Source organism: Microbulbifer echini (assembly GCF_041447225.1).
GTDB classification, from domain to species: Bacteria; Pseudomonadota; Gammaproteobacteria; order Pseudomonadales; family Cellvibrionaceae; genus Microbulbifer; species Microbulbifer echini.
In genome coordinates this window covers 81504-104735 of the sequence record NZ_JBGMEL010000003.1, presented here as the reverse complement: position 1 = coordinate 104735, position 23232 = coordinate 81504, and the positions used below count along the sequence as shown (strand labels likewise).

Annotated in this window: 20 protein-coding genes and 1 other RNA gene; 13 read left to right on the top strand and 8 right to left on the bottom strand. The window is 53.6% G+C overall.

Annotation, left to right across the window (positions count from 1 at the left end; all coding sequences use genetic code 11):
• The first annotated feature begins 260 nt into the window (after positions 1-260).
• The 6 genes from purM (at position 261) to ACCI51_RS04225 (ending at position 7039) form a co-directional block, all read left to right on the top strand.
• Positions 261-1322 (top strand): phosphoribosylformylglycinamidine cyclo-ligase, encoded by a 1062-nt coding sequence (gene purM, locus ACCI51_RS04250; protein WP_299583494.1) that lies wholly within the window; start codon positions 261-263, stop codon positions 1320-1322.
• Entirely contained in the window at positions 1322-1975 is a 654-nt protein-coding gene (gene purN / locus ACCI51_RS04245) for a phosphoribosylglycinamide formyltransferase (RefSeq protein ID WP_371842716.1), read from the top strand. The genes purM and purN overlap by 1 nt, the downstream gene beginning before the upstream one ends.
• 96 nt (positions 1976-2071) lie before the next feature.
• Positions 2072-2776 carry a DUF3108 domain-containing protein gene (locus ACCI51_RS04240; protein ID WP_371842715.1) on the top strand — a complete coding sequence of 235 codons (705 nt, stop codon included), beginning with the start codon at positions 2072-2074 and terminating at the stop codon, positions 2774-2776.
• Between the two features lie 246 nt (positions 2777-3022).
• Complete coding sequence (locus tag ACCI51_RS04235; protein WP_371842714.1) at positions 3023-4402, top strand: OmpP1/FadL family transporter; 1380 nt, start codon at positions 3023-3025, stop codon at positions 4400-4402.
• Between the two features lie 538 nt (positions 4403-4940).
• Entirely contained in the window at positions 4941-5720 is a 780-nt protein-coding gene (locus ACCI51_RS04230) for a type IV pili methyl-accepting chemotaxis transducer N-terminal domain-containing protein (protein ID WP_371842713.1), read from the top strand.
• Entirely contained in the window at positions 5717-7039 is a 1323-nt protein-coding gene (locus tag ACCI51_RS04225) for a YlbE family protein (RefSeq protein WP_371842712.1), read from the top strand. The genes ACCI51_RS04230 and ACCI51_RS04225 overlap by 4 nt, the downstream gene beginning before the upstream one ends.
• A gap of 87 nt (positions 7040-7126) precedes the next feature.
• Here ACCI51_RS04225 and ACCI51_RS04220 read toward each other — a convergent pair whose 3' ends face one another.
• Together ACCI51_RS04220 and ffs are read right to left on the bottom strand one after the other, a co-directional pair.
• Positions 7127-8989: a M2 family metallopeptidase gene (locus ACCI51_RS04220; protein WP_371842711.1), complete on the bottom strand. Its 1863-nt coding sequence runs from the start codon at positions 8987-8989 to the stop codon at positions 7127-7129.
• 256 nt (positions 8990-9245) lie between these two features.
• An RNA gene (ffs, locus tag ACCI51_RS04215) (signal recognition particle sRNA small type) lies at positions 9246-9342 on the bottom strand.
• A gap of 129 nt (positions 9343-9471) precedes the next feature.
• Here ffs and ACCI51_RS04210 point away from each other — a divergent pair.
• The 3 genes from ACCI51_RS04210 to ACCI51_RS04200 all read left to right on the top strand — a co-directional run bounded on the left by ACCI51_RS04210 (position 9472) and on the right by ACCI51_RS04200 (position 12661).
• Positions 9472-10323, top strand: coding sequence for a 6-carboxytetrahydropterin synthase (locus tag ACCI51_RS04210; RefSeq protein ID WP_299583514.1), 852 nt, complete (start codon positions 9472-9474; stop codon positions 10321-10323).
• A 56-nt stretch (positions 10324-10379) separates the two neighbouring features.
• A complete protein-coding gene (locus ACCI51_RS04205; protein WP_299583517.1) occupies positions 10380-11096 on the top strand; it encodes a 16S rRNA (uracil(1498)-N(3))-methyltransferase in 717 nt (238 codons plus the stop codon).
• Positions 11097-11308: 212 nt separating this feature from the next.
• Positions 11309-12661, top strand: coding sequence for a phosphate ABC transporter substrate-binding/OmpA family protein (locus ACCI51_RS04200; RefSeq protein ID WP_299583520.1), 1353 nt, complete (start codon positions 11309-11311; stop codon positions 12659-12661).
• 357 nt (positions 12662-13018) lie between these two features.
• On the opposite strand, the gene ald is transcribed toward ACCI51_RS04200, so the two are convergent.
• A complete protein-coding gene (gene ald, locus ACCI51_RS04195; RefSeq protein ID WP_299583523.1) occupies positions 13019-14164 on the bottom strand; it encodes an alanine dehydrogenase in 1146 nt (381 codons plus the stop codon).
• A 199-nt stretch (positions 14165-14363) separates the two neighbouring features.
• Here ald and ACCI51_RS04190 point away from each other — a divergent pair, with 199 nt between their 5' ends.
• On the top strand, positions 14364-14849 hold the full coding sequence (locus ACCI51_RS04190; RefSeq protein ID WP_020411656.1) for an Lrp/AsnC ligand binding domain-containing protein: 486 nt from the start codon (positions 14364-14366) through the stop codon (positions 14847-14849).
• A 66-nt stretch (positions 14850-14915) separates the two neighbouring features.
• Here ACCI51_RS04190 and ACCI51_RS04185 read toward each other — a convergent pair whose 3' ends face one another.
• The 3 genes from ACCI51_RS04185 to putP all read right to left on the bottom strand — a co-directional run bounded on the left by ACCI51_RS04185 (position 14916) and on the right by putP (position 17609).
• A complete protein-coding gene (locus ACCI51_RS04185; RefSeq protein ID WP_299583526.1) occupies positions 14916-15380 on the bottom strand; it encodes an Mpo1 family 2-hydroxy fatty acid dioxygenase in 465 nt (154 codons plus the stop codon).
• A 105-nt stretch (positions 15381-15485) separates the two neighbouring features.
• Positions 15486-15998 carry a macro domain-containing protein gene (locus tag ACCI51_RS04180; RefSeq protein ID WP_299583529.1) on the bottom strand — a complete coding sequence of 171 codons (513 nt, stop codon included), beginning with the start codon at positions 15996-15998 and terminating at the stop codon, positions 15486-15488.
• 144 nt (positions 15999-16142) lie between these two features.
• Positions 16143-17609, bottom strand: coding sequence for a sodium/proline symporter PutP (gene putP / locus ACCI51_RS04175; protein WP_371842710.1), 1467 nt, complete (start codon positions 17607-17609; stop codon positions 16143-16145).
• A 121-nt stretch (positions 17610-17730) separates the two neighbouring features.
• Here putP and ACCI51_RS04170 point away from each other — a divergent pair, with 121 nt between their 5' ends.
• Positions 17731-18420, top strand: coding sequence for a hypothetical protein (locus ACCI51_RS04170; RefSeq protein ID WP_299583535.1), 690 nt, complete (start codon positions 17731-17733; stop codon positions 18418-18420).
• Here ACCI51_RS04170 and ttcA read toward each other — a convergent pair.
• The gene (gene ttcA / locus ACCI51_RS04165) at positions 18305-19222 is read right to left on the bottom strand and encodes a tRNA 2-thiocytidine(32) synthetase TtcA (protein WP_371842709.1); all 918 of its coding nucleotides are present in this window, start codon (positions 19220-19222) and stop codon (positions 18305-18307) included. The two genes, ACCI51_RS04170 and ttcA, sit on opposite strands and share 116 nt — an antisense overlap.
• Positions 19223-19343: 121 nt before the next feature.
• The gene (locus tag ACCI51_RS04160) at positions 19344-20012 is read right to left on the bottom strand and encodes an arylesterase (RefSeq protein WP_371842708.1); all 669 of its coding nucleotides are present in this window, start codon (positions 20010-20012) and stop codon (positions 19344-19346) included.
• 45 nt (positions 20013-20057) lie between these two features.
• Here ACCI51_RS04160 and ACCI51_RS04155 point away from each other — a divergent pair, with 45 nt between their 5' ends.
• Together ACCI51_RS04155 and ACCI51_RS04150 are read left to right on the top strand one after the other, a co-directional pair.
• The gene (locus tag ACCI51_RS04155; RefSeq protein WP_371842707.1) at positions 20058-20780 is read left to right on the top strand and encodes an ABC transporter ATP-binding protein; all 723 of its coding nucleotides are present in this window, start codon (positions 20058-20060) and stop codon (positions 20778-20780) included.
• Positions 20780-23230, top strand: coding sequence for an ABC transporter permease (locus ACCI51_RS04150; RefSeq protein WP_371842705.1), 2451 nt, complete (start codon positions 20780-20782; stop codon positions 23228-23230). Before ACCI51_RS04155 ends, ACCI51_RS04150 begins: the two co-directional genes overlap by 1 nt.
• Positions 23231-23232: the final 2 nt, after the last annotated feature.

Here is a 23232-nt window from a genome sequence, read left to right as displayed (position 1 = left end):
CCTCATTCCAGCCCGTGAGCTTGCACGAAATCATTGTTGTTGCGCAAGACGCTAAAATCCACGGACAGGCTAAAAATTGCAGCTATTGTATCAGCGTCAGCGACTTCTCTCAGCCCCGAGTTCTCACTATTCGAGGGTTTCTAGCCATTAACTTGAAGATAAATAGCAGATTCCTACACTCAGATGCTCCCTGGGCGTGGCTACCGGACCAAGACCCGGCTAGAATACGCGCCCTTCGAAGACCCACCGCAGGAAGAATCATGAGCGATTCCAAGCCGCAATCCACTGAAACATCACTCTCCTATAAGGACGCCGGTGTCGATATCGACGCGGGTAACGCCCTGGTAGAGCGCATCAAGCACGTAGCCAAGCGAACTTCTCGCCCGGAAGTTATGGGCGGCCTGGGCGGATTTGGCGCCCTTTGCCAACTCCCCAGCGGCTACAAGGAGCCAGTATTGGTTTCTGGCACCGACGGCGTGGGCACCAAATTGCGCCTCGCCATGGACCTGGGCATTCACGACACCATCGGTATCGATCTGGTCGCCATGTGTGTCAATGACCTAGTCGTAGCGGGCGCGGAACCCCTGTTTTTCCTCGACTACTATGCCACCGGCAAACTCAACGTAGATATCGCCGCTGAAGTTGTCTCCGGCATTGGCAAAGGCTGCGAACTCGCAGGCTGCGCCCTGGTTGGTGGCGAAACTGCCGAAATGCCTGGGATGTATGAGGGCGACGACTACGATCTGGCCGGCTTCTGCACTGGCGTGGTGGAAAAGTCAGAAATCATCGACGGTCAAAAGGTAAAAAGCGGCGACGTTTTGATCGGACTCGCTTCCAGCGGCCCACACTCCAACGGCTACTCCCTAATTCGGAAAGTACTCGAAGTTAGTGGTGCCGATCTGCAGCAAGACCTGGGCGGTGAAACCCTGGCTAAAGCATTGATGTCGCCTACCCGCATCTATGTAAAAAATCTGCTGAAACTGATGAAGAGTTCACAGGTGAACGCCCTCAGCCACATTACTGGCGGCGGCCTACTGGAGAACTTACCGCGGGTATTACCCGAGGGCTGCCGCGCGCGAGTAGACGTCAGCAGCTGGAAAATGCCACCGGTATTCCACTGGCTTCAACAGGCGGGCAACATCGACGCGCGAGAAATGTACCGCACCTTTAACTGCGGGGTCGGTATGGTTATTTGTGTACCGGCAACACAGGCCGAGCAGGCTCTGGAAACTCTCAAGCAGCTGGGTGAAGACGCCTTCGTAGTGGGCAGTATCGAAGACGCCGCCGAAGGCGCAGAAGCTGTAGAACTGGCGGGCCTGTAATGTCACAAGGTGTATGCAAAGTTGTCGTACTGATTTCCGGTAGTGGCAGCAACTTGCAGGCACTCCTGGATGCTTCGGCGGAAGCTGGGGCATCCTTCTCAGTCTGCACAGTAATAAGCAACAAGCCCGAGGCTTTCGGCCTCATCCGTGCTGCCGAAGCCGGCGTGCCCACTTCCGTAGTGAATCACCGCAACTTCTCCAGCAGGGAAAGTTTTGATCAGGCGTTAATCGCTGAAATCGATCAGCAGCAGCCGGACTTGGTTGTCCTGGCTGGATTTATGCGCATCCTCACTCCCGAATTTGTACGGCACTACCGCGGGCGCTTACTCAACATTCACCCCTCTCTCCTGCCAAAATATCAGGGCCTACATACTCACCAGCGAGCCCTAGAGGCTGGCGATAATAAGCACGGCGTAACGGTTCATTTTGTCACCGAAGAACTGGATGGTGGGCCAGCCATCGTTCAGGCCATAGTCCCTATAAAGGAAGGCGATACACCCGAGTCCCTGGCAAAGCGGGTTCAGGTACAAGAGCATGTAATTTATCCCATGGCTGTTACCTGGTTCGCACAAAAGCGCCTAAAGATGCTGGAGGATCGCACCCAACTGGACGGTGAACTACTCCCCTCCTGTGGCGCCCAAGTAAGCAACTAGCCCCGAAACCAGCTGGCGGGACAAAGCACCTGCAATGTACTTTGCGAGTCTCGCCAGCTAGTATTCAATAAGGTTCAGATTTTGCGAGGCTCTGTTGTGCGCATTTTTATTTCCTCCCTTTTTATCCTCCTTCTTTCCGGCCAATCCCTGGCCAGCCAACTGGAACCCTTCAAGGCAACCTATACTGCACGCTTTAACGGCATTAGTGTGACAGCCACCCGACAGCTCACTGGGCAGGAAGGTAATTGGCGTCTGGATTTCAGCACCCACGCCCTCTTTGCCAGCATTAAAGAATACTCTCGCTTTACCGATCGGGATGGCAACATTACCCCCTACCACTATGAGTATCGCAGGAAAGGGCTCGGCCGCGATCGCGGCACCGTCCTCAACTTCGAGCCCGACAAGGGTATGGTGCTCAATATATCCAAGCCCGAGCGCGACATGCAGGATGTACCACCCCATATCCTGGATAAACTCAGTTACCAAATGCAACTGGCGCTCGATGTCGCCGCAGGCAAAGAAAATCTCCAATACGAAATTGCTGATGGCAAGAAGATACGCAAGTACACCTTTGCCCGGGAAGGAAGCGAAATCCTGCAAACGCCAATGGGAAAGGTAGAGACAATAAAGGTGCGCAGGGTAAGAGATGCGAACTCCGAAAGAGAGACAACCGTCTGGATTGCTCCCCAGTGGAACTACGCCTTAGTCAAGCTGGTTCAACGTGAGGAAAATGGCAAAAGATATCAAATCACTTTGAAAAAGCTGTCTATCAGCGGGAAAAGTGTCGGTGCAGGCCAATAACCTACCCTATTCAAGGAAGGCAAAAAAAAATATCCACATTTGATGGATTTTTGCCTTTTTTCTCTTTATAAAGTGATTCCTTTCCCTTGCACGGGCAATTCCTTATTGCCTACCCTGTTTAAAGTAAGGGATGTGCTACGGAAATCGAAGGCATCTATATAAATCTAATGGCCTTCGTTCCATATCTCAGCATTTTCAATGCTACTTATGGTTTTCAGTAATCAGCAGACTTAGAGATGGGCTCTCATGAATAAAAAATACCTGCGACACGCAGTTTTAGCCGCAGCAATCGGCTCCGTTTCCCAAGGCGCCATGGCCGCGGGTTTTTACCTACAGGAAACCAGCGCATCCGGCCTCGGCCGCGCCTTCGCTGCCGAAAATACCATCGGTGACAACGCCTCCATCCTCGCCCGCAATCCGGCGGGCTCTGCACTGTTCGATACCTACACTTTGACCGGTGGTATTACTTACGTTGACCCAGGCATTGATGTATCTGGTGAAGTTACCTATTTCGCCCTAAACCCAGCTACTGGCACTTACTTTCCCGCGGGCACAGTACCTGCCAATGCGGACGATTACGCCACTAGCGCCTTTATCCCTAACGGTTATTTGGCCGCCCCGATCAATGATGATTGGTCCTTGGGCCTGGCCATGTACACCGACTTTGGCCTGGAAACCGATTTCCCCGACAGTTTCCCCGGCAGCGTTATTGCCAACCAAACGGACTTGTTAACTCTAAATATCCAGCCGTCCGTCGCCTACAGCATCAATGACGCCTTTAGCATTGGCGCGTCTATTAACTTCTTGTATGCAGACGCCACACTAAAAACAAGCTTTCCAAATGACTTCACCTTAAATCCAGCCTTGGCAGATGCCACCATACTTGACGTAAAAGGGGATGGCTGGGATGTGAGTTGGAGCGTTGGTGCCATATGGGAGATTGATGACAATACCCGCGCAGGCATTTCCTATCATGCCATCTACGACCCCAAGCTGAAGGGTGACATAAATTCGGATGTCATCCCTACTGGAGCTCCATTTGACGATGCCAGCGGCAACCTGACTCTGAATTTGCCCGATACCCTTGAGCTGGGCCTCTACCACCGCTTCGAAAATAACTGGGCCATCGCCTTCGGCTATATGTGGACTCACTGGAGCCGCTTTGAGCGTCTCGAAGCCTTTATTCCTTCTGGTGGGGAAGGGTTCAACCCCCTTCCAATTAAAGAGGAGAACTTTCAGGACGGTTCACGCTATAGCTTAGCCGGCGAATACTTCTATAACGATAGAGTTACCGTACGATTCGGCTATGCCTATGACGAAGGTGCGGCCCGTGACGGCTTTAACCTCCACGAGGAAGAGACAATTAAAGAAGAGACCGGCCTGGATCTGCCTGTCACCTGGCGCACTCTCTCCATTCCCGACACCGATCGCCAGTGGCTAACCCTGGGCGGCACCTATAAGCACGATGACCGACTGAGTGTTGATGCCGGACTCGCCTATATCTGGGGTGATGATGAGCTTATCCAGGAAGTCTCTAACCTTGGTACACTTGTTGCCTTCTATGATGGCGGCACCACCAAGACCACTGCTTGGCTATTCAGTGCTGGCGTAAACTACAGCTTCTAATAGCATTCGCATTTCCTGGGAACGAAAGGCTCTACTATAGTAGAGCCTTTTTTATTTGCCCTCCCTACCCCCCCCAATATGCCAACCTAGTCACACCATCTCCTTCCGCACACCATCTCCAGAGTGTTAACCATAAAAAACAAACAATATATCAAGCGAACCCCACCCTTAGGCCCGCTTAGTAAGGACCAATAAAACTAGCGCTTATAAAATCGATTTATTATCAATATTCTCATTATTTAACTGGGCTGCAATTTAAAATTAAAAACCGAGCCGACCTTAAGAAACAATAGAGGAGAGACTGGATCATTAATTACCCCTCGCTACACCACACCACACCACACCAACACGATTAAGATAAACCAGACAAGCTTCGCCCTGAGAAACCTACCCCCAAAAAACAGAGGGGTAACCCAAATAATCAAGCTCCGATCTTTGTTGGTAATTGGTAATATCAATTAAGCCATACGATAAAATCGGCCAACACCCCAAAACAACAGTTCCAATTAACAACAAGCCCAGCCACATGAGCACCGCCATGAAATTATCAGTAGTACTCCTCCTACTTATAGTAAGCCTGGATGCAATAGCATTAACCATGGGAGAAGCGATCAATATCGCGGGGCGCCAACGTATGCTGTCCCAACGAATCACACAGGCCTATATTCTCAATGGCATGCAGCCCGAAGCACCGCGACACAAGAGAGTGTTGACGCGGTCAGTACAAGAGTTCGAGTCAAACAATAAAAAACTGAGTGCATTTCACCAAGCAAAAAAAATCCGCCACCAACTAAAAAAAGCACAAGCTGAATGGCGGCCATTTAGGGAGATAAGCCTGCAACCTGCCAGCAAAGAAAATGCCACCAAGCTATTTGAGCGCAGTAACACACTCCTCTTAGAGGCACACACTTACGTCATTCAGTTGCAGCAACTTGCCAAACATAGCTCTGCCGAGTTAATCAATATCGCGGGCCGGCAGCGTATGCTCTCTCAACGCATCGCCAAGAACTACGCTGCTAAACTCTGGAAGATTTCTCCCGAAGATGCTGAAAACCAACTGCAGCTAGATCTCTCCGAGTACTCCAGCCGCCTAAACCAACTACTGGACAGCCCACTCAACACTGTCGAAATCACCCGCAACCTACGCAAGGCAAAAGATCATCTGAAATACGCCCGCCGAGGCCTTGAAGGAAAGATGAATATATCCGAAAAACGCCAGATACAAGTAACCACCGGCACTACTGATCTGATGCTACGCAATATGCATATCATTACCGAGCAGTACACAGACCTGTTGAATTCACGGGAACACTTATGAAAACAGATGTTGAATTTGGGCCCAGCACAGAAGACATTTTGGAAGGACTGTCAACACCTGACTTTAAGGCACTAAACCAACAAGCAAACAACGAAACCATCAAGCGTATGAAGCAAGCTGTTCCGATATTGATCGGAATTGGCAAGGCACAAGATCATATACCCGGCATGCATAAAAACCTGATTCTCCACGCCGGTCCACCAATCACTTGGCAGCGGGCATCGGGTCCTTTAAAAGGCGCCATTATTGCCGGCCTGATTTATGAAGGCCTGGCAAAAAATAAGAGCGAAGCCGAAGAAGTCATGGCAAAAGGGGAAGTGGTCTTAGCGCCCTGCCATGACCACAATGCGGTAGGACCAATGGCAGGCATTATCACCTCTTCAATGTCGGTTTACATTGTTGAAGACCAGTTTTCAGGCCACCGATCTTACTCCAACCTCAGCGATGATCGCGGCGACTACAGGGGTAGCTCCATTCGCTTTGGCGTCTATGACCAAGAAGCGATCGACTACCTCCACTGGATTGAGGATGTTATCGCCCCAGCACTTGACCAAGCAATTCGCGATGAAAATGGAATTGATTTTCTGCCAATTATTGGTAGAAGCTTACTTATGGGGGACGACTGCCATGTCATGAATAATGCGGCCACCCTTATATTTTCCAGAATTTTACTCCCGGGAATCATTAGGAACAGCAAACAAAAGAAAGAAACCGTACAGATCGCGACTCAAATCTATCAGGATGAATCCTTTCCATTAAACCCTATTATGGCTACCTGCAAAGCCGTAGCCGATGCAGGTAGCGGAATTCCCCACAGCAGTATTATTACTGCAATGGCCCGCAACGGCACAGAATTCGGCATTAAGGTATCGGGGCTGGGTGATACTTGGTTCACCGGCCTGGCTGGCGTGGCCCGCGGTATTTTAATGCCGGGAATTACTCCGGCGGATGTTAATCGGGATATGGGGGACAGTGCGATCACCGAGACAATGGGACTTGGTGGCACCATCAAATCTATCTCAGGGTCCTACCAAGACTCCATTAACAATATCTTGAAGACTTATAATATCACTCACTCGGAGAGCGATTTATTTCTCATTCCAGGAATCGATGATCGAGGATCACCCCTAGGATATGATCTGTTAAAAATTATTAAAGCAGACACAACCCCAACCATTAATTCCGGCCTAGCGCAAAAGCATATGAACCGCTATCAAGCTGGCATTGGATCTCTGCATCCGCCCATGGAGGCCTTCCTAAAAGCGGCTGTTCATTTCCTCGAAGTAGAAAAGAACCAACCCCCGTCAAAGCAACCTTGAGGACTTTTGATGGGCAATAAAAAAGGGGAATTAAATGAATCCCCCCTTTTTAAATCAAGCTTAAATCAGAGCCCAAAATTTACCCGGCTACCAGCCACACTGGCGCCCCTGGTTTTGCTCTTCCAGATAGGCCATCAGAGGCTGGAAGTAATCGATAATCGCCGAAGCATCCAGATCACGCTGCCCCGTCAAGGCTTTCATCGCATCCGGCCAGGGCTTGCTGGCCCCCATCGCTAACATGGTGCGCAGCTTCTTGCCCGCCTCAGCATTTTGGTAGATAGAGCAGCGATGCAGGGGTCCAGTCTCACCGGCGGCCTCGCAAAGCGCTCGGTGGAACTGGAACTGCTGAATACGCGCCAGGAAGTAACGGGCATAGGGAGTATTGCCAGGAATATGGTACTTGGCGCCCGGATCAAAGTCCGCCTCGGTACGCTCTACTGGAGCCGCGATGCCCTGGTACTCCTCGCGCAACTTCCACCAGGCTTTGTTGTAATCGGCAGGCTGTACCTCACCGTTAAATACCTGCCAGCGCCACTTATCCACCAACAAACCAAAAGGAAGGAAGGCGATCTTATCCAGCGCCTGCTGCATCAGATAGCCAATATCCTTACTTTCATCGGGTACCTCATCCATCAAACCGATTTCCTTGAGGTATTTCGGCGTAATAGACAGCGCAATAGTATCGCCTACCGCTTCATGGAAGCCATCATTGGCACCCTCCTTATAAAGGAAGGGCTGATCCTTGTAGATGCGCTGGTAAAAATTGTGCCCCAACTCATGGTGAATGGTGACTAGGTCTTCGCCCGTTTTGTTAATACACATCTTGATGCGAATGTCATCCTGACCATCCATATTCCATGCGCTGGCGTGACAGACCACATCGCGATCGCGAGGCTGGGTAAACTGGGAGCGTTCCCAGAAGGTTTTTGGCAGTGACTCAAAACCCAGGGAGGTAAAGAATTTTTCCCCCACTTTGACCATATCCTGCTCACTCATGCCGGAATCAACCACCAGCTGAGTCAGGTCATAGGGCGCCTGCATATCCTTATCTTTAACCAGGTCATACACATTTCCCCATTCCTGTGCCCACATGTTGCCGAGCAGGTGCGCAGGGATTTTGCCCTGGGCGGGTGCCACTTCATCGCCGTAGTGCTCATTCAATTTAGCCCGTACATGGCAGTGCAGAGCCTCATACAGAGGCTTTACCTTGCCCCACTGAGCATCCATATCGGCAGCAAAGGCATCCGGCTCCATATCGTACTTAGAGCGCCAAAAAACGCTTAGATTGTCGTAACCCAGCTCTTCTGTACCCGCATTACCGATCTCGACCTGACGCTCATACAGTGGCTTCATAGGGGGGGAGATTTTGCGCCAGCCCACCCATAAATCCTTCAGCAGTTCCGGGTTGCGATTGGTCGCCATCATCCGACCCATTTCGGTCAGGGTGTAGCACTTCTCTGCACCCTCTTCCTCACGGCAGTATTTGCCGGCCCCATACATACCCTGCATCTTCGAACCGATCTGTGCCAACTCTGTGGTCAGTGCGGGATCTTTCGGCGCGGGGAATACCAAGCCCTGTTTTAACAGGGTCAGCTTGCGGCGGGTATCCGGGTCCAATTCCAGGCCATTAAACTTGGCGGCTTCCGAAGCGAGCTCCACAGCCATAGTCGTATAGCGCTCAGAGGCCAGCGCCTCTACATACTGTGAGTCAAGATTGATATAGGTGGATGCCAACCAGGCTGCGTGGCTCATTTCCTGAGCCATCTTTTCCAGGCGGATCTGAGCATTATCGAGAAATGCCTGAGCATCCTCAGCAGTCAGCGGACCCTGCTTGGCCGCAGCACTTTCTGCGCTGGCCTGCGCCACACCGATAGATTTTGACGACTGCTGATCGCTGTCACAGGCAGACAGGGCTACCGTAGCCGCAATGGCAAGAGCAACTTTCTTCATCTTCCCCTCAGATTTCATTATTAGATCTTCAACTGTCGCCGTTTATAGCATAAGCCAGCGGCTACCAGCGACGGCAGACAAAGAAGTTAAGCGTAGATCGACACAAAATCCCCTGTATTGGGACTTTTATGGGGAAAAGTACGGTGTGCTCGGGAGATACAACTCAGCGGGGGCAACTAAAGCCGAGCCGACGCTGCGCAATACACAGTGTAAAAAAGAGGGAAAAGTAGTCGAGGAAAGGCGTAAATGGAGGCAGCCCAACCAGCACACCCTCGGCACATGATACCACTGCTACCGTTGCTCCCTTCCGGGCCTGGCGGAGTTCACAGCTGCTCATTGCGAGGGGACCGGAAGGGCCGCCACAACGATCTTCGGTGCATCCGAAGAGGGCGCGATTATAGAGGGTTAAAGGCGCGAGTTCCAGCCCTATTAACAGGTTATAATAGACGACTACTACTTTACCCCCATCTAAAGAGTTACCCATGCACCTGTTTGTCGATAATTTGACCAATGTTGATTTCAGCTACCTGGACCACCAACGCGGCTTGGTAGGCGAAACCTGGCTGGCGAATGCCGTACTCGATGGCGCGCTCGATAGCCAGGGCATGGTGTGCGACTTTGGCATCGTTAAAAAAACATTGCGCCACTGGCTGGATGATCAGCTCGATCACCGCCTATTGGTGCCTACCCTCGCACCAGGGCTGACATTAACCCACCAAGATGGAAAAATTTCTCTCAGCTGGACGCTTTCCAGCGGAGAACAAATTTCCGTATCCGGCCCGGATCAGGCCTTCGCATTGGTTGAGAGTGACGCGATTACCGCCGAAAATGTCGCGGTCTGGAGCGTGCAACAACTGGCCAACTCATTTCCCACCAGTGTTGAACAGTTAAGCCTGACTTTTGTAGACGAGAACATCGAGGATGCCTTTTACCACTACAGCCACGGCCTCAAGAAACACCAAGGCAACTGCCAGCGTATTGCCCACGGCCACCGCTCACGTATCCAAATTTTCGTTGCCGGCGAGCGCAATAAACACTTAGAGCAAGACTGGGCGCAACGCTGGAAAGATATCTATCTGGGCACCCGTGAAGATCTGTGCAAAGACGCCGGTGGAAGCGAACACCGCTTGCGCTTTGCCTATCGCGCTCAACAGGGGGCGTTCACCCTGGAGTTACCCGCAAACGCTTGTGAAATTGTCGATTGCGATACCACCGTTGAACAATTGGCCCAATATATCGCCCACTCCCTCGCAGAGAGACATCCGGGTAAAGAGATTAGGGTGCATGCCTATGAAGGTGTGGGAAAGGGCGCCATTGCCACAGCCCAGCTGTAAACTCGGCCTCGTTGCCCTCGCAATAACAATTTTCCTTCTTTACAAGAGCCCCGACTGTGAACCTAATTGTGTTACATGAAACGGACTTTATCCGTCCCGGCATCGTCCGTCTCACAGGGCGCAGACTGGAACATATTAGTAAAGTGCACCGGGCCGAGCCCGGTCAGCACTTGCGTGTAGGCTTAATAGACGGAGATATCGGTCTTGGGGAAATTACCGATCTTAGCGATCAGTATGTAGAACTCCGAGTAGAGTTCACCCAAAGCCCACCCCCGCCCCCGCCGGTTACCTTAATCCTAGCCTTGCCACGCCCTAAAATGCTCAAGCGCATCATCCAGCATGTCACCGCTCTCGGAGTAAAAAGGCTGGTACTGATCAATAGCTACCGTGTGGAAAAATCCTATTGGCAAACGCCGTGGCTGGACGAGGGAAAACTCCTCGAGCAGTGTTTACTGGGGCTCGAACAGGCCGTTGACACAAAAATGCCGCAAATTATCTTGCGTAAACGCTTCAAACCATTTGTTGAAGATGAGCTGCCTGAGCTCGCCAAGAATTCACTCAAATTGGTTGCCCATCCAGTTGGAGGCGAGGCCTGTCCAGTCGATCTCGGCGAGAGCTGCACTCTGGTCATCGGCCCCGAGGGCGGCTTTATTCCCTACGAAGTGGAAAAACTCAAAGAGATCGGTTTCAATTCTGTACACTTGGGACCTCGTATTCTGAGGGTCGAAACAGCATTACCTGTGTTGGTAAGCCGGCTTTTCCCCGCCCACTAGACGAGTGAGGTGAGCCATGTATTACAAACTATTAATACCTATCACCTCACCCCTTCATAAAAGTCGGGCAATCATGCTTTCTTTACCACAGCCAAGTCTTGCCGCACACAATAATGAGACTTTTGCACACTTTATTCACCAAGATTTCATCATTCTGTCATAAATAAGACATATTTTGCGGCCTCGTTTTACTTTCCTAGGGTCGAGCTTTTATGTACCTGTTTTTTCAACGATTGTGCCGTCCGCTAATTCTGCTTTTTGCTTGCGTACAGATCCCCGTAGCCTTAGCAAGCCTCCCCGCTTTTCCCGCAAGCACGAACGGTAAATTATTTAGCCTGCACGGCTCCAATACTATCGGAGCCCAGCTAGCCCCCAATCTGGTTCGTGACTACCTAAGCGCAAAAGGTGTCACCAACATCCGTATTAAGCCACTCAGCACGCTCAATGAAATCCGCGTACATGGAAATATTGGTAAGCGCGCTGTATTTGTCGATATTGCCGCACACGGTTCCAGTACAGGGTTTAAGGGGCTCGAAAAGGCACAGGCAGAGATCGCCATGGCCTCCCGCCCCATTAGAAACAAGGAATTTACAGCCCTCGGAAAGCTGGGTGATATGCGTAGCAGAAATGCCGAGCATGTTATCGCCATCGATGGATTGGCAATTATCGTGCATCCAAGCAACCCCTTAAGTCAGCTGACCCTGCAACAGATCGGTGCTGTTTTTTCCGGAAAAATAACCGATTGGTCAGAGCTCGGAGAAGGCAATGGTCGTATAAACGTCTATGCCCGTGACAACCAATCCGGCACCTGGGATACTTTTAAAAGCTTGGTACTTGGCAATCACTACTCACTGACCAGCAGCGCCAAGCGCTTTGAATCAAACGATCAACTCTCCGATATCGTTGCCATGGATTCCAACAGTATTGGCTTTGTCGGACTAGCCTCTATTCGTCAAGCAAAAGCGATCGCGGTTTCCGATGAAAATACACTGCCGCAGGCACCAGAACACTTAACCATCGCAACGGAAGATTATCCCCTGTCCCGCCGCTTATTTTTATATACCCCGGCGTATTCCAACCAACCAATAGCAGTAGAATTTTTGCGCTTTGTACAAAGCGAAGCAGGACAACAACAGGTGAAATCAACTGGGTTTGTCGCACAAACACCAACCAGTGCGAAACCCGAAGGAACGCGCGAGGGCCCGAGTGAATATCTAGAGCTCACTCGAAATGCCGAGCGCCTGAGCATCAACTTTCGCTTTTCCGCGGGCAGCGCCTCTCTGGACAATAAAGCCCAACAGGATATCCAACGGCTGGCAAGCTATATGAAAAAGCCCCTGCAGCAAGGGCGGAAATTATTACTGATCGGATTTGGCGATGAAAAAGTTAGCCCAGAGCGCTCGGTAGTTCTCTCCAAACTTCGGGCGGCTACCGTGCGTTCTGCCCTGCGCGATTACAAAATTAACACCGCACCCGTTCAAGGTTTTGGGGCCTACCTGCCGATTGCCTCAAATAGCTCCAGCGCTAAAATAAGAAATCGCCGGGTAGAGGTCTGGTTACTTTGATCTTTAAGGACTAACCACATTCAGGAAAGTAGAGACGCTCCTAGCAGGGCGCCACGTTTTCTTTTACAAGGAGATCCATCGGGGTCTTCTTTTTTCATCAGATAAGCTCGTAATAACGGGAAGGGAAACCTAGAAAATAATTCTTAGTCCTCTTGCTAATCTCAGCTGTGCGTAAAATGAAAAAAGAGGGAAATACAACAATAAAAAAGCCGCGTAGAAACGCGGCCACAATGATGGCAAAAGCCATCAGGTCTCACAGAGAGGAACGCCACAGAGCGTTCCGGGGAAAATTCCCATTAAAACAAGCGCATTATCGCTGTCTTATGCAAACTGCGGCTGCCGTGCAACCGCAAATCCTTACGCTATAGCGCCTTCAGCCTCTGCCATCTTTTGCAGAGCCAGTTTGGGGTCGATGAACTCATAACCCAACACATCGGCAACAGCTTTATAAGTCACCATACCCGCGTGGACGTTCAGACCTTCCAGCAAATTGGCATCATCCAGCAACGCCTTCTTGGCGCCTTTGTTTGCCAGAGCGACAGCATAAGGCAAGGTCGCATTGTTCAGTGCCATAGTTGAAGTGCGCGCAACACCGCCTGGCATGTTCGCCACACAGTAGTGCACGACACCATCAACAACGTAAGTGGGCTCCTGGTGCGTAGTGGCCTTGGAGGTTTCAAAACAACCTCCCTGGTCAATCGCCACATCTACGACCACAGCACCTTTCTTCATGCGGCTGATAATATCGCGCGACAACAGCTTCGGAGCTGCAGCACCAGGAATCAGTACCGCACCGACAACCAGATCGGCTTCCAGCGCGTGTTTTTCGATGGCATCGTTAGTGGAGTACTCAGTGCGCACAGCACCGCCGAAGATATCATCCAGCTGACGCAGACGCGGCAGAGAGCGGTCCAGGATGGTCACATCAGCTCCCATGCCCAACGCCATCTTGGCCGCATTGGTACCAACTACACCACCGCCAATAATCAACACTTTGGCAGGCGCCACTCCGGGTACGCCGCCTAACAGCACGCCGAGTCCACCCTGGGCTTTTTCCAGATGGTGCGCACCGCACTGCACAGACATGCGGCCGGCAACTTCAGACATCGGCGCCAGCAGCGGCAGACCGCCAAAACGGTCAGTCACTGTTTCGTAAGCAATACAGGTAGCCCCAGATTTAACCAACAATTCGGTTTGTTTGGGGTCTGGAGCCAAATGCAGGTAGGTGTAAAGCACTTGGCCAGGACGCAGCATTTCACATTCGTGGGGCTGCGGCTCTTTTACCTTGACGATCATGTCAGCGCTGGCAAATATCTCTTCCGGCGTATCGATAATCTTGGCCCCGGCCTGCTCGTACATGTCATCGGTAAAGCCGATAGCAGTACCGCCATCCTTTTGAACGATCACCTGATGACCATAGCCAACCAGTTCGCGAACACTCGACGGCGTCAGGCCAATACGATACTCGTGGTTTTTGATCTCTTTCGGGACGCCAATCAACATTTTCTGCTCCTTAATCTCTGTGTCTGGCTCGGTCTTTGCCATACGGCTAAAGCTACGCCTAATTTCTATGTTTTCCCCAGTATAGAGCCAGCTATAGAGTGGATTTCTATAAGATTTTTTATCAAACTAGTGGAATCGACTATTAACTGTAGTGATAAGTGTATTTTTTGAGCTGATCGCCTACGGAGGAAACAGAGCCATGCGCAAACGCGCCGAAGAACTCAATACGGTAGACCGCAATATCTTGCGTGTTCTGCAGAAAAATGGCCGCACCAGCTATGCGGAGCTGGCCCGGCAAGTAGGGTTAACGGCCACGCCCTGTGTGGAGCGGGTGAAGCGGCTGGAGAATGATGGCGTTATCCAAGGCTACACCGCCCTCATCAACCCGGAATTCCTCGATGCGGCGCTGGTGGTATTTGTTCAGATCCGCCTGAACCGCTCCGCCCAAGATGCCTTCGAAGAGTTTCGCAATGCCGTGGCGGCGCTGCCGGAGGTACAGGAATGCTATTTGGTCTCCGGTAACTTCGATTATCTAATCAAAGCCCGGGTAGCCGATATGAGTGCCTACAGAAAGTTTTACGGAGAAACTTTACTAACCCTGCCGGAAGTGCAGGAGTGCACCAGCTATGTGGTGATGGAAGAGGTCAAGGAGACCTTGGAGGTACCGGTGCACTACAACCGCTGAGCTCAGACCGGCAAGGCCGGGGCGACAAGCCTGCCGCCCCTTTGCGGACCTAGCCAACAAACCCACTCAGTACTGAATCCCCATCTTGCGATAAATAAAGCCTATTACCCACGCCGGACCAATCAATAAGAATTGGACATCCTTAAAGAAGGAGGGCTTCTTCCCTTCGATATGGTGACCGATAAACTGGAAGATCCACATCACCACGAACAACCCAAGTGCAGTCTGCCACACCGGTAGCCCCAGTCGCTCCACCACAGACCAGGCCCACAGGCAGACCACCGTCAAGGCAGTCATTCCAAGGCCAATGGGAAAAGACAGGGCAAAATAGAACAACATCACCGGCACCGTAATTATCACGGCCCAATTTAACCAGGGGATTTCAGCCATAAACTGTGGCTGCGGAATGGCCCACAAGAGGCCGGCAACGGTGGCGTATATCACCGGCACCGCAATCCAATGAATGGATTTATTGACGGGGTTTTGGTGGCTCTCTCCGTATTCAGCAAACCACTGCTCGGCACTGCGCATGACAATCTCCTTTTCTTATTTTTTATTGCCAGAGCGCTCATCATCCTCAACACCCGCCGCGCAATCAATGGCCGAAAGTATCAGGCAGGGGCACAAAGTGCTCAGCTAACGCCGTACATAAGCGCCCAATTGAGAGTGATAGAGTTCAGCCATATGCGCATCGGAGCAGCAAAATACAATGCTTTTTGGTTCACCTTCTCTCTCCAGATGCTGCTGCACCTGTTCCACGGCAATCTCTACCGCCAATTCGGGCGGGTAATCGTAGACGCCACAGCTGATTGCTGGAAAAGCGATGGAGTGCATACTCTCACGCCGCGCTAAGGCGAGGCACTGGCGGTAACAGCTGGATAGCAATTCCGGCTCACCCAGGCGACCACCTCGCCAGACGGGGCCTACCGTATGGTAAATACGTTTAACCGGTATTGAGAAGGCGCTGGTTGCGCGGACCTCGCCCACAGGGCAACTGCCAATACCGCGGCAGACCTCCTCAAGGCTCGGACCCGCAGCACGGTGAATGGCTCTGTCCACACCACCGCCGCCCAGTAGGTGTGCATTGGCGGCATTGACGATAACATCGACGGTTAATCGCGTGATATCACCGAGATGAACTTTGATCACTCAGTATCTCCAACCGCTATTGGAATAATCGCTGCGGATGGAAATCCTTTTCACCTCACAACAGTCGCACCCACGTAAGGCGCGCCCTTCGCGCATCCGACGAACGACCAGCCCCATCGATCTAGGAGCCTATTGCCCCCGGGCTCATCCCAGCAGTTTTTTATGCTGCGAGGCCACGGCTTCCGGGCATTTTGTCAGCGCACTAACTATGACGATAGCAGCTGCAGAGAAAATAAAGCCTGGCAGCAGTTCATAGGTATCAAAGACGCCCCCGGAGAGCTGCTCCCAAACGACCACGGTGACTCCGCCCACAATCACGCCTGCGATAGCACCGCTACCCGTCATTCGGGACCAGTAGAGACTTATCAGCAGCGTCGGCCCGAAGGCCGCGCCCAGCCCCGCCCAGGCGTAACCCACCACATCCAGTACTTGAGAATCCTGATCCATAGCGACCCATACGGCGATCAGCGACAGCGCCACCACCGCCCAGCGCCCTACTTTGACCATGGCCTCCGGGCTGGTCTTGCGTCCGAACCAAACGTGATAAATGTCTTCCGCCAATGCCGCGGAGGACACCAGCAGCTGGGAGTCTGCCGTACTCATAATGGCGGAGAGGATCGCAGCCAGAAGCACACCGGCAACAATTGGGTGGAACAGAACCTGGACCAGCTCCATAAAGACGGTTTCGCCGTCGGCCAGGCCCTGCTGAATTTGCAAATGGGCAAAGAGGCCCACGGCCATAGCACCAAGAAAACCGATCAAGGACCATACCGCTGCGACGGCCGCCGCTGCCGGAACATCGTCCGGGCTGCGCACCGCCATAAAACGCGCCAGGATATGGGGCTGGCCAAAATAACCGAGCCCCCAGGCCAGAGAACTGAAAATGGCCACCAGGCCGAGCGCCTGCCCACTACTGTCCCTCAGCCAGTGAGTTAACTGCGGCATTTCTGCCTGCAACCGGGCCCAACTGTTGGAAAAACCGCCCTGGTCGGTGATGACGACTAACGGCACAGCAACAAGGGCCGCACTCATCAGCAACCCCTGAAAAACATCGGTCCAGGACACTGCCAGGAAGCCACCAAACAGCGTGTAAGAAATCACGGCAACGGCGCCGACAATCACTGCCCAGCGGTAATCCCAACCAAAAACTGTTTCGAACAACTTACCGCCAGCAATCAAGCCCGATGCGACATAGAAGAGAAAGAACAGCAGGATAAACACCGCGCACAAAGTACGCAGGTAGGGGTGCCCCATCTTGAAACGGCGATCCAGGTAGGCCGGCACCGTCAGTGAGTCATCCAACTCATAGGTATAAATCCGCAAGCGGCGGCCCATCGTTACCCAGCTCAATACGATACCGGAGAAAAGCCCTATGGCGATCCAGCCTGCGGACAGGCCCGCTGCATACGCGGCGCCGGGCAAGCCCAACAGCAGCCAGCCGCTCATATCTGAAGCACCGGCCGACAATGCTGCAACAGCTGGCGGCAGCGAGCGCCCGCCGAGGAAGTAGTCACTGGCATTCTTAGTACGCATATACGCGTAAACACCAATCACCAGTATCAGAGCCAGATAGGCAACAAAAGTTAAGGCAATGAGCCACTGTGCGGGCATGGGAATTCCTTCTGCTCAAAACGGAGCGGTGCCGGGAAAGGATAATTTTTGCGACACCTTGCTCGCTTTTTGAGCGAAATGCGCTACCGAACCGGAGCCACTTGAAAAATAGTTATGTTTATTGCGCGTAAATCTACTTAACGGCTGGCGCCAACTCAATCCGCAAACTAAATATTCAGGACAACCACAGAAAAAAGACAACACTATGGGCATCTGTCTGGACGAACTGCGCCTCCAGGTTATCCGTCCCACCCTCAAGCACTTGAGAGCCTGGAGTCAGGGTATGGAAAACCTATTGCTGGGCACTGCCGCACAGGAATCACAGCTGGGATTCCACCTCAAGCAGGGAAGGCGCCACGGGCTGGGGATCTATCAAATCCAGCCCCATACCCACCGGGAAATCTGGGACAACTACCTGATTGACCACCCCGCACTGGCCTCCAAAATTCGGGGGCTCGCCAGCCAGCGGGATTTCCTCGATCACCCCCATAGCGAACTGACCACCAACCTGCGCTACGCCACGGCCATTGCCTGGCTGGTCTACCGCTCCGCGGAGGTACACAAGATTCCCGAGCCGGAAACCAATGATGTGGCGAAAATGGCACGACTGTGGCATCAGCACTTCCACCACGGGCCCAGCGCCACAACGCAGGACTTTGAGTGCAGTTACGCCCAATTAGTGAGCGGTGCTGACCCTACAAATTCCGCGCCTCGATATACTGGGGCACAGCCTCCTGGGCATCTTCCGGCTCCCACGAATTCACCTGGCGCTGAATTAAATGGTCAGGGCGCTCGGCAGCCGACGGCGTAGAGCGATCCAGTTCCAAGCTTTCAAAGTCATACAGATCCCTGTCGGCCAGTTGCGACGGGGATACTCGTGTTAATGCGGCGAAGATATTTTCGCTGCGCCCTGGAAATTTCTTATCCCACTCCCGCAACATCTGCTTTATCGCCTGACGCTGAAGGTTTTCCTGGCTGCCGCACAGGTTGCAGGGAATAATCGGGAACTGCTTGTGTTCGGCGTACTGGGCAATGTCATCCTCGCGACAGTAGGCCATCGGGCGGATCACGATATTGCGCCCATCATCGGCGCGCAGCTTGGGCGGCATCGCCTTGAGGCGTCCGCCATAGAACATATTCAGGAACAGGGTCTCTACGATATCGTCTTTGTGATGGCCCAGTGCCACCTTGGTGGCGCCGATTTCTTCAGCAAAGCCATACAGTGTGCCCCGGCGCAGGCGCGAGCAGAGCCCACAGGTAGTCTTGCCTTCAGGCACCACTTCCTTCACGACCGAGTAGGTATCCTTCTCCACAATATGGTGGGGAACCCCCAGGGACTGGAGATACTCCGGCAGGATATGCTCGGGGAAACCCGGTTGCTTCTGGTCCATATTGACCGCCACCAGTTCAAAGTTAACCGGCGCCGTTCTCTGCAAGTTCAGCAGGATATCCAGCATGGCATAGGAATCCTTGCCGCCGGACAGGCAGACCATAATTTTGTCACCCTCTTCAATCATATTGAAGTCGGCGATAGCGCGGCCCACATGGCGGCGCAGACGCTTTTGCAGCTTGTTAAATTCGAGTCGCTCGCGGCGGTTTTCCAATTCGGGCATGGTGTCTCTCTAACTCTTTCGCAACCAGTAACCGGCCCCACTACAGCAGTTCAAAAACCTTAGCCAGTGAGACCAGAGCCAGGCTTTCCTGTTCCTGGGGGCGCGATTGTACGCATTTCGATCACGGAGTACACGACTCACCAGCCGCCTTGTCCCCCAACAGGGATTTCACACAGGGCCAGATATGCTCCAGCAGGGCCGGCTGCGCCTTGGCGGTGGGATGGATACCATCGGATTGCATAGCGCCCTGCTCCAGGGCCACGGTCTCCAACAGGAAGGGCACCAGGGAAACCTCTTCCGTCTCAGCCACTTTAGGGAAAACAGCGGCAAAAGCCTCGGTATAGGCACGGCCATAGTTGGGCGGGATGCGCATACCCAGCAGCAGAACCTCAGCGCCGGAATCCTTAGCCAGCTTAACCATCTGCTGCAAATTGCGCTGTAAGCTTTGTGGCGGATAACCACGCAGGCCATCGTTGCCGCCCAATTCAACAATCAGCCACTGGGGATTGTGCTCTTTCATCAATCGCGGCAGCCGGGTCAGCCCGCCCGCCGAAGTCTCACCACTGACGCTCGCATTGATCACCTTTATCGGGCGGCCCTTTTTCTGCAGGCGCTCCTGCAACAGGTTGACCCAACCCAATTCCTCATCAATGCCATAGGCGGCACTAATACTGTCCCCCAGAACCAACAGTGTACCGGCGCCACTGGCAGCAAATGTTGCGCCTGGGATCGACAGCAGCAGCACCAAGCCGAACCGAGTCAGTAACTGCCGAAAAAAGGCTGTTGTCATGTCATACTCTCCAAAAATCTCGCGTATCCGCAAAGGGAATACAGTATGTCCGCCATTCTCACGGCAGAAAACCTCTATCACAGGGTCTCCACCAGCGAAGGGCCACTGATCCTATTAAACAATATCTCCCTGCAAGTCGCCCGTGGCGAGAGTCTCGCTGTGACAGGGGCCTCAGGTTCCGGTAAGACCACACTACTCGGCCTTCTGGCAGGGCTGGACAGGCCCAGCGAAGGCCGGATCTGGCTGGCGGGAGACGAGATCACCGCCATGGACGAAGAGCAGCGCGCAGCCGTAAGAGCCCGCTGCGTGGGCTTTGTATTCCAGACATTCCAACTACTGCCCGGCCTTACCGCCCTGGAAAATGTGATGCTACCGAGCGAATTGCGCGGCGAACGGGGCGCCGCCAAGCGAGCGGAAGAGTTCCTCGCCCGGGTGGGCCTGGAACAGCGACTGCGCCACTACCCCCGCCAGCTATCCGGCGGTGAGCAACAGCGGGTGGCCATTGCCCGGGCTTTTGCCAGCTTTAGCAGCAAAGATGCCATCCTCTTTGCCGACGAACCTACCGGCAGCCTCGACGCCGGTAACGGCGCCAAAATTATCGACCTGCTGTTTAAACTCAACGAAGAGTCTGACACCACCCTGGTGCTGGTGACTCACGAACAGCGACTGGCAGAGCGCTGTGCCTCCCACCTGCATATGTCGGCTGGTGCCGTAGATTCCTACGCCCCGCTTATCGACGGGGACAACCTGTCGGAGGTGTCCGCCTGATGCTGCCACTCAGACTGCTGTTGAGGGATTGGCGCGGTGGCGAGTTGGCGCTAATTGCCTCGGCCCTGGTTTTGGCTGTTACCTGTGTCACTGCGATCGCCCATTTCACCGACCGCCTTACCCGTGCCATGGAGCAGCAATCCCTCACCTTCCTGGCCGCAGAGCGAGTGCTGCGCAGCAGTAAGCCTGTGGATAGTGCATGGCTGGAAGAAGCCGACAAAAAGGGATTGGAACAGGGCCAGATAGTCCAGTTTTCATCCATGATCTCCGCCAACGACCAGTTCCAGTTTGTCTCGGTCAAAGCCGTCGACAAAGGCTATCCGCTGGTGGGGCAACTGGAAATCAGCAAGTCCCAAGGAGGCCCGGGAGAAGTGGCACCGCAGGGACCTCCCCCGGGAGAAGCCTGGGTGGAGTCCCGCCTTCTGCCGTTGATGGGACTCCAGCTCGGCGATCCTATCGCCCTCGGCGACACCCAATTAAAAGTGACCGCCATACTGGAGCGGGAGCCCGACCGGGGCACCAGCCTGTTTGATATGGGCGCGCGCCTGCTAGCCAATACCGCCGACCTGCCCGCCGCAGGTGTGATCCAGCCCGGCAGCCGCGTGCGCTACCGCTACCTGTTTGCCGGTGATGACCAAGCCCTGAAGGATTACTTTGACTGGCTCAAACCTCAATTGACTGAACACCAGCGGATACTGGACCTGCGCGAAGGCCAGCCCCGCGTTGCCTCAGCCTTGGATAGAGCCGAGTCCTTCCTGTTTCTCGCCGCCAGCCTGGCTGTACTGCTCGCCAGCGTCGCCGTTGGCCTGGCAGCCAGACGCTACGGATTGCGCCACGGCGCCTACGTAGCCGTAATGAAAAGCCTCGGCGCTGGGCGCAACAAAATCCTCGGTATCTACCTGGGGCAGCTGGCCGCCCTCACCCTGATTGCCACTGCTATCGGACTGGCACTGGGCACCTTTATCCAAAGCCAGGCGGTCAACCTGATGGAAGGGTTCTTCCCGGTACAACCCCCGGCCACCAGCTGGAGCCCACTGCTGATTGGACTCGCCACCGGCATCGCCTGCGCCCTGGGCTTCGCCCTGCCACCACTTTTCCGTTTGGCGCGTACAGACCCGATGCAAACCCTGCGGCACGACTGGAGTAACCCGGACAGACGCGAATGGCTTGGGCTGATTCTCGGCCCCAGCGCTATGCTGCTCCTAATCTGGTGGCTGTCCGGCAGTCTGCTCATGACGCTCGCCTTGTTTGTCGGCATGCTCCTGCTGGTAGCTGGAAGCGCCCTGGTTAACCGGCTCCTGGTGCGCGGCAAACTGGCATCCTTGGGCGGCGCCTGGCGTATTGCCCTGGGCAGCCTGCAACGCCGCGCCGCGTTCAACACTTTATTGATTGCCGCTTTTGGCACCGGATTATTGGCCATGCTGGCCATGGTCTTTGCCCGCACCGCCCTGGTGGATGAATGGCGGATGCAATTGCCGGAAAAAGCCCCCAATCACTTCCTCCTGAATATCGCCCCTCACGATGTGCCAACCATGGAAAACATGCTGGCGCAGGGCGAGGTAAGCAGCACCGAGTTTTACCCCATGGTGCGCGGCCGTTTGGTAGCGATTAACGGCGTTTCGATTAAAGAGAAAAAAGATCGTCCCGGTGGCGTTCGCCGGGAATTGAACCTGAGCTACACCGATACCCTGGCACCGGATAACCGTATCTTGGAAGGCGAGTGGTGGGACAAGGCCAGCGAAGGTGTTTCCGTAGAAGTGGAGCTGGCAGCCCAGCTGGAACTGTCACTGGGAGATCAATTGCGCTTTTCCATCGGTGGCCTCGAAGTAGAAGCCCCGGTAGCCAGCTTCCGCTCGCTGGACTGGAACAGCATGCGCCCCAACTTCTATATGATATTTGCACCGGGCACTATCGATGATTTCCCGGCTACCTATATCACCAGTTTTTACCTCCCACCGGAGGACAAGCTACTGGTCAACGATCTGGTTCGCGCCTTCCCCAGCGTCAGTGTGATAGAGCTGGATAAGATCATCCAGCGTATCCGCGACACCATTAACCAGGTGTCCTTTGCCATCGAATCGGTTATGGCCCTGATGCTGGTTGCCGGGGTCCTGGTATTAATTGCCGGGGTCCGCGCCAGTATCGCCGAGCGATTGCAGGAAGCGGCAATTATCCGCACACTGGGAGGCCGCAGGCGCTTGTTACTGAGAAGCCTGATACTGGAATTTGGCCTACTGGGTTTTGCCGCCGGTTTGCTCGCGGCTATCGGTGCTGAAGCCACTTTAGCTGTGCTGTCTTATTGGGTCTTTGAACTGCCGGTGATATTGCACCCAGTCCTTTGGCTAACCGGACCACTCACCGGTGCAGTACTGGTTGGCACCGCCGGTACCCTGGCCTGTTACAGCTCTATCAGCCAGCCCCCGCTCAGGGTACTGCGCGAACTGGCCTAACG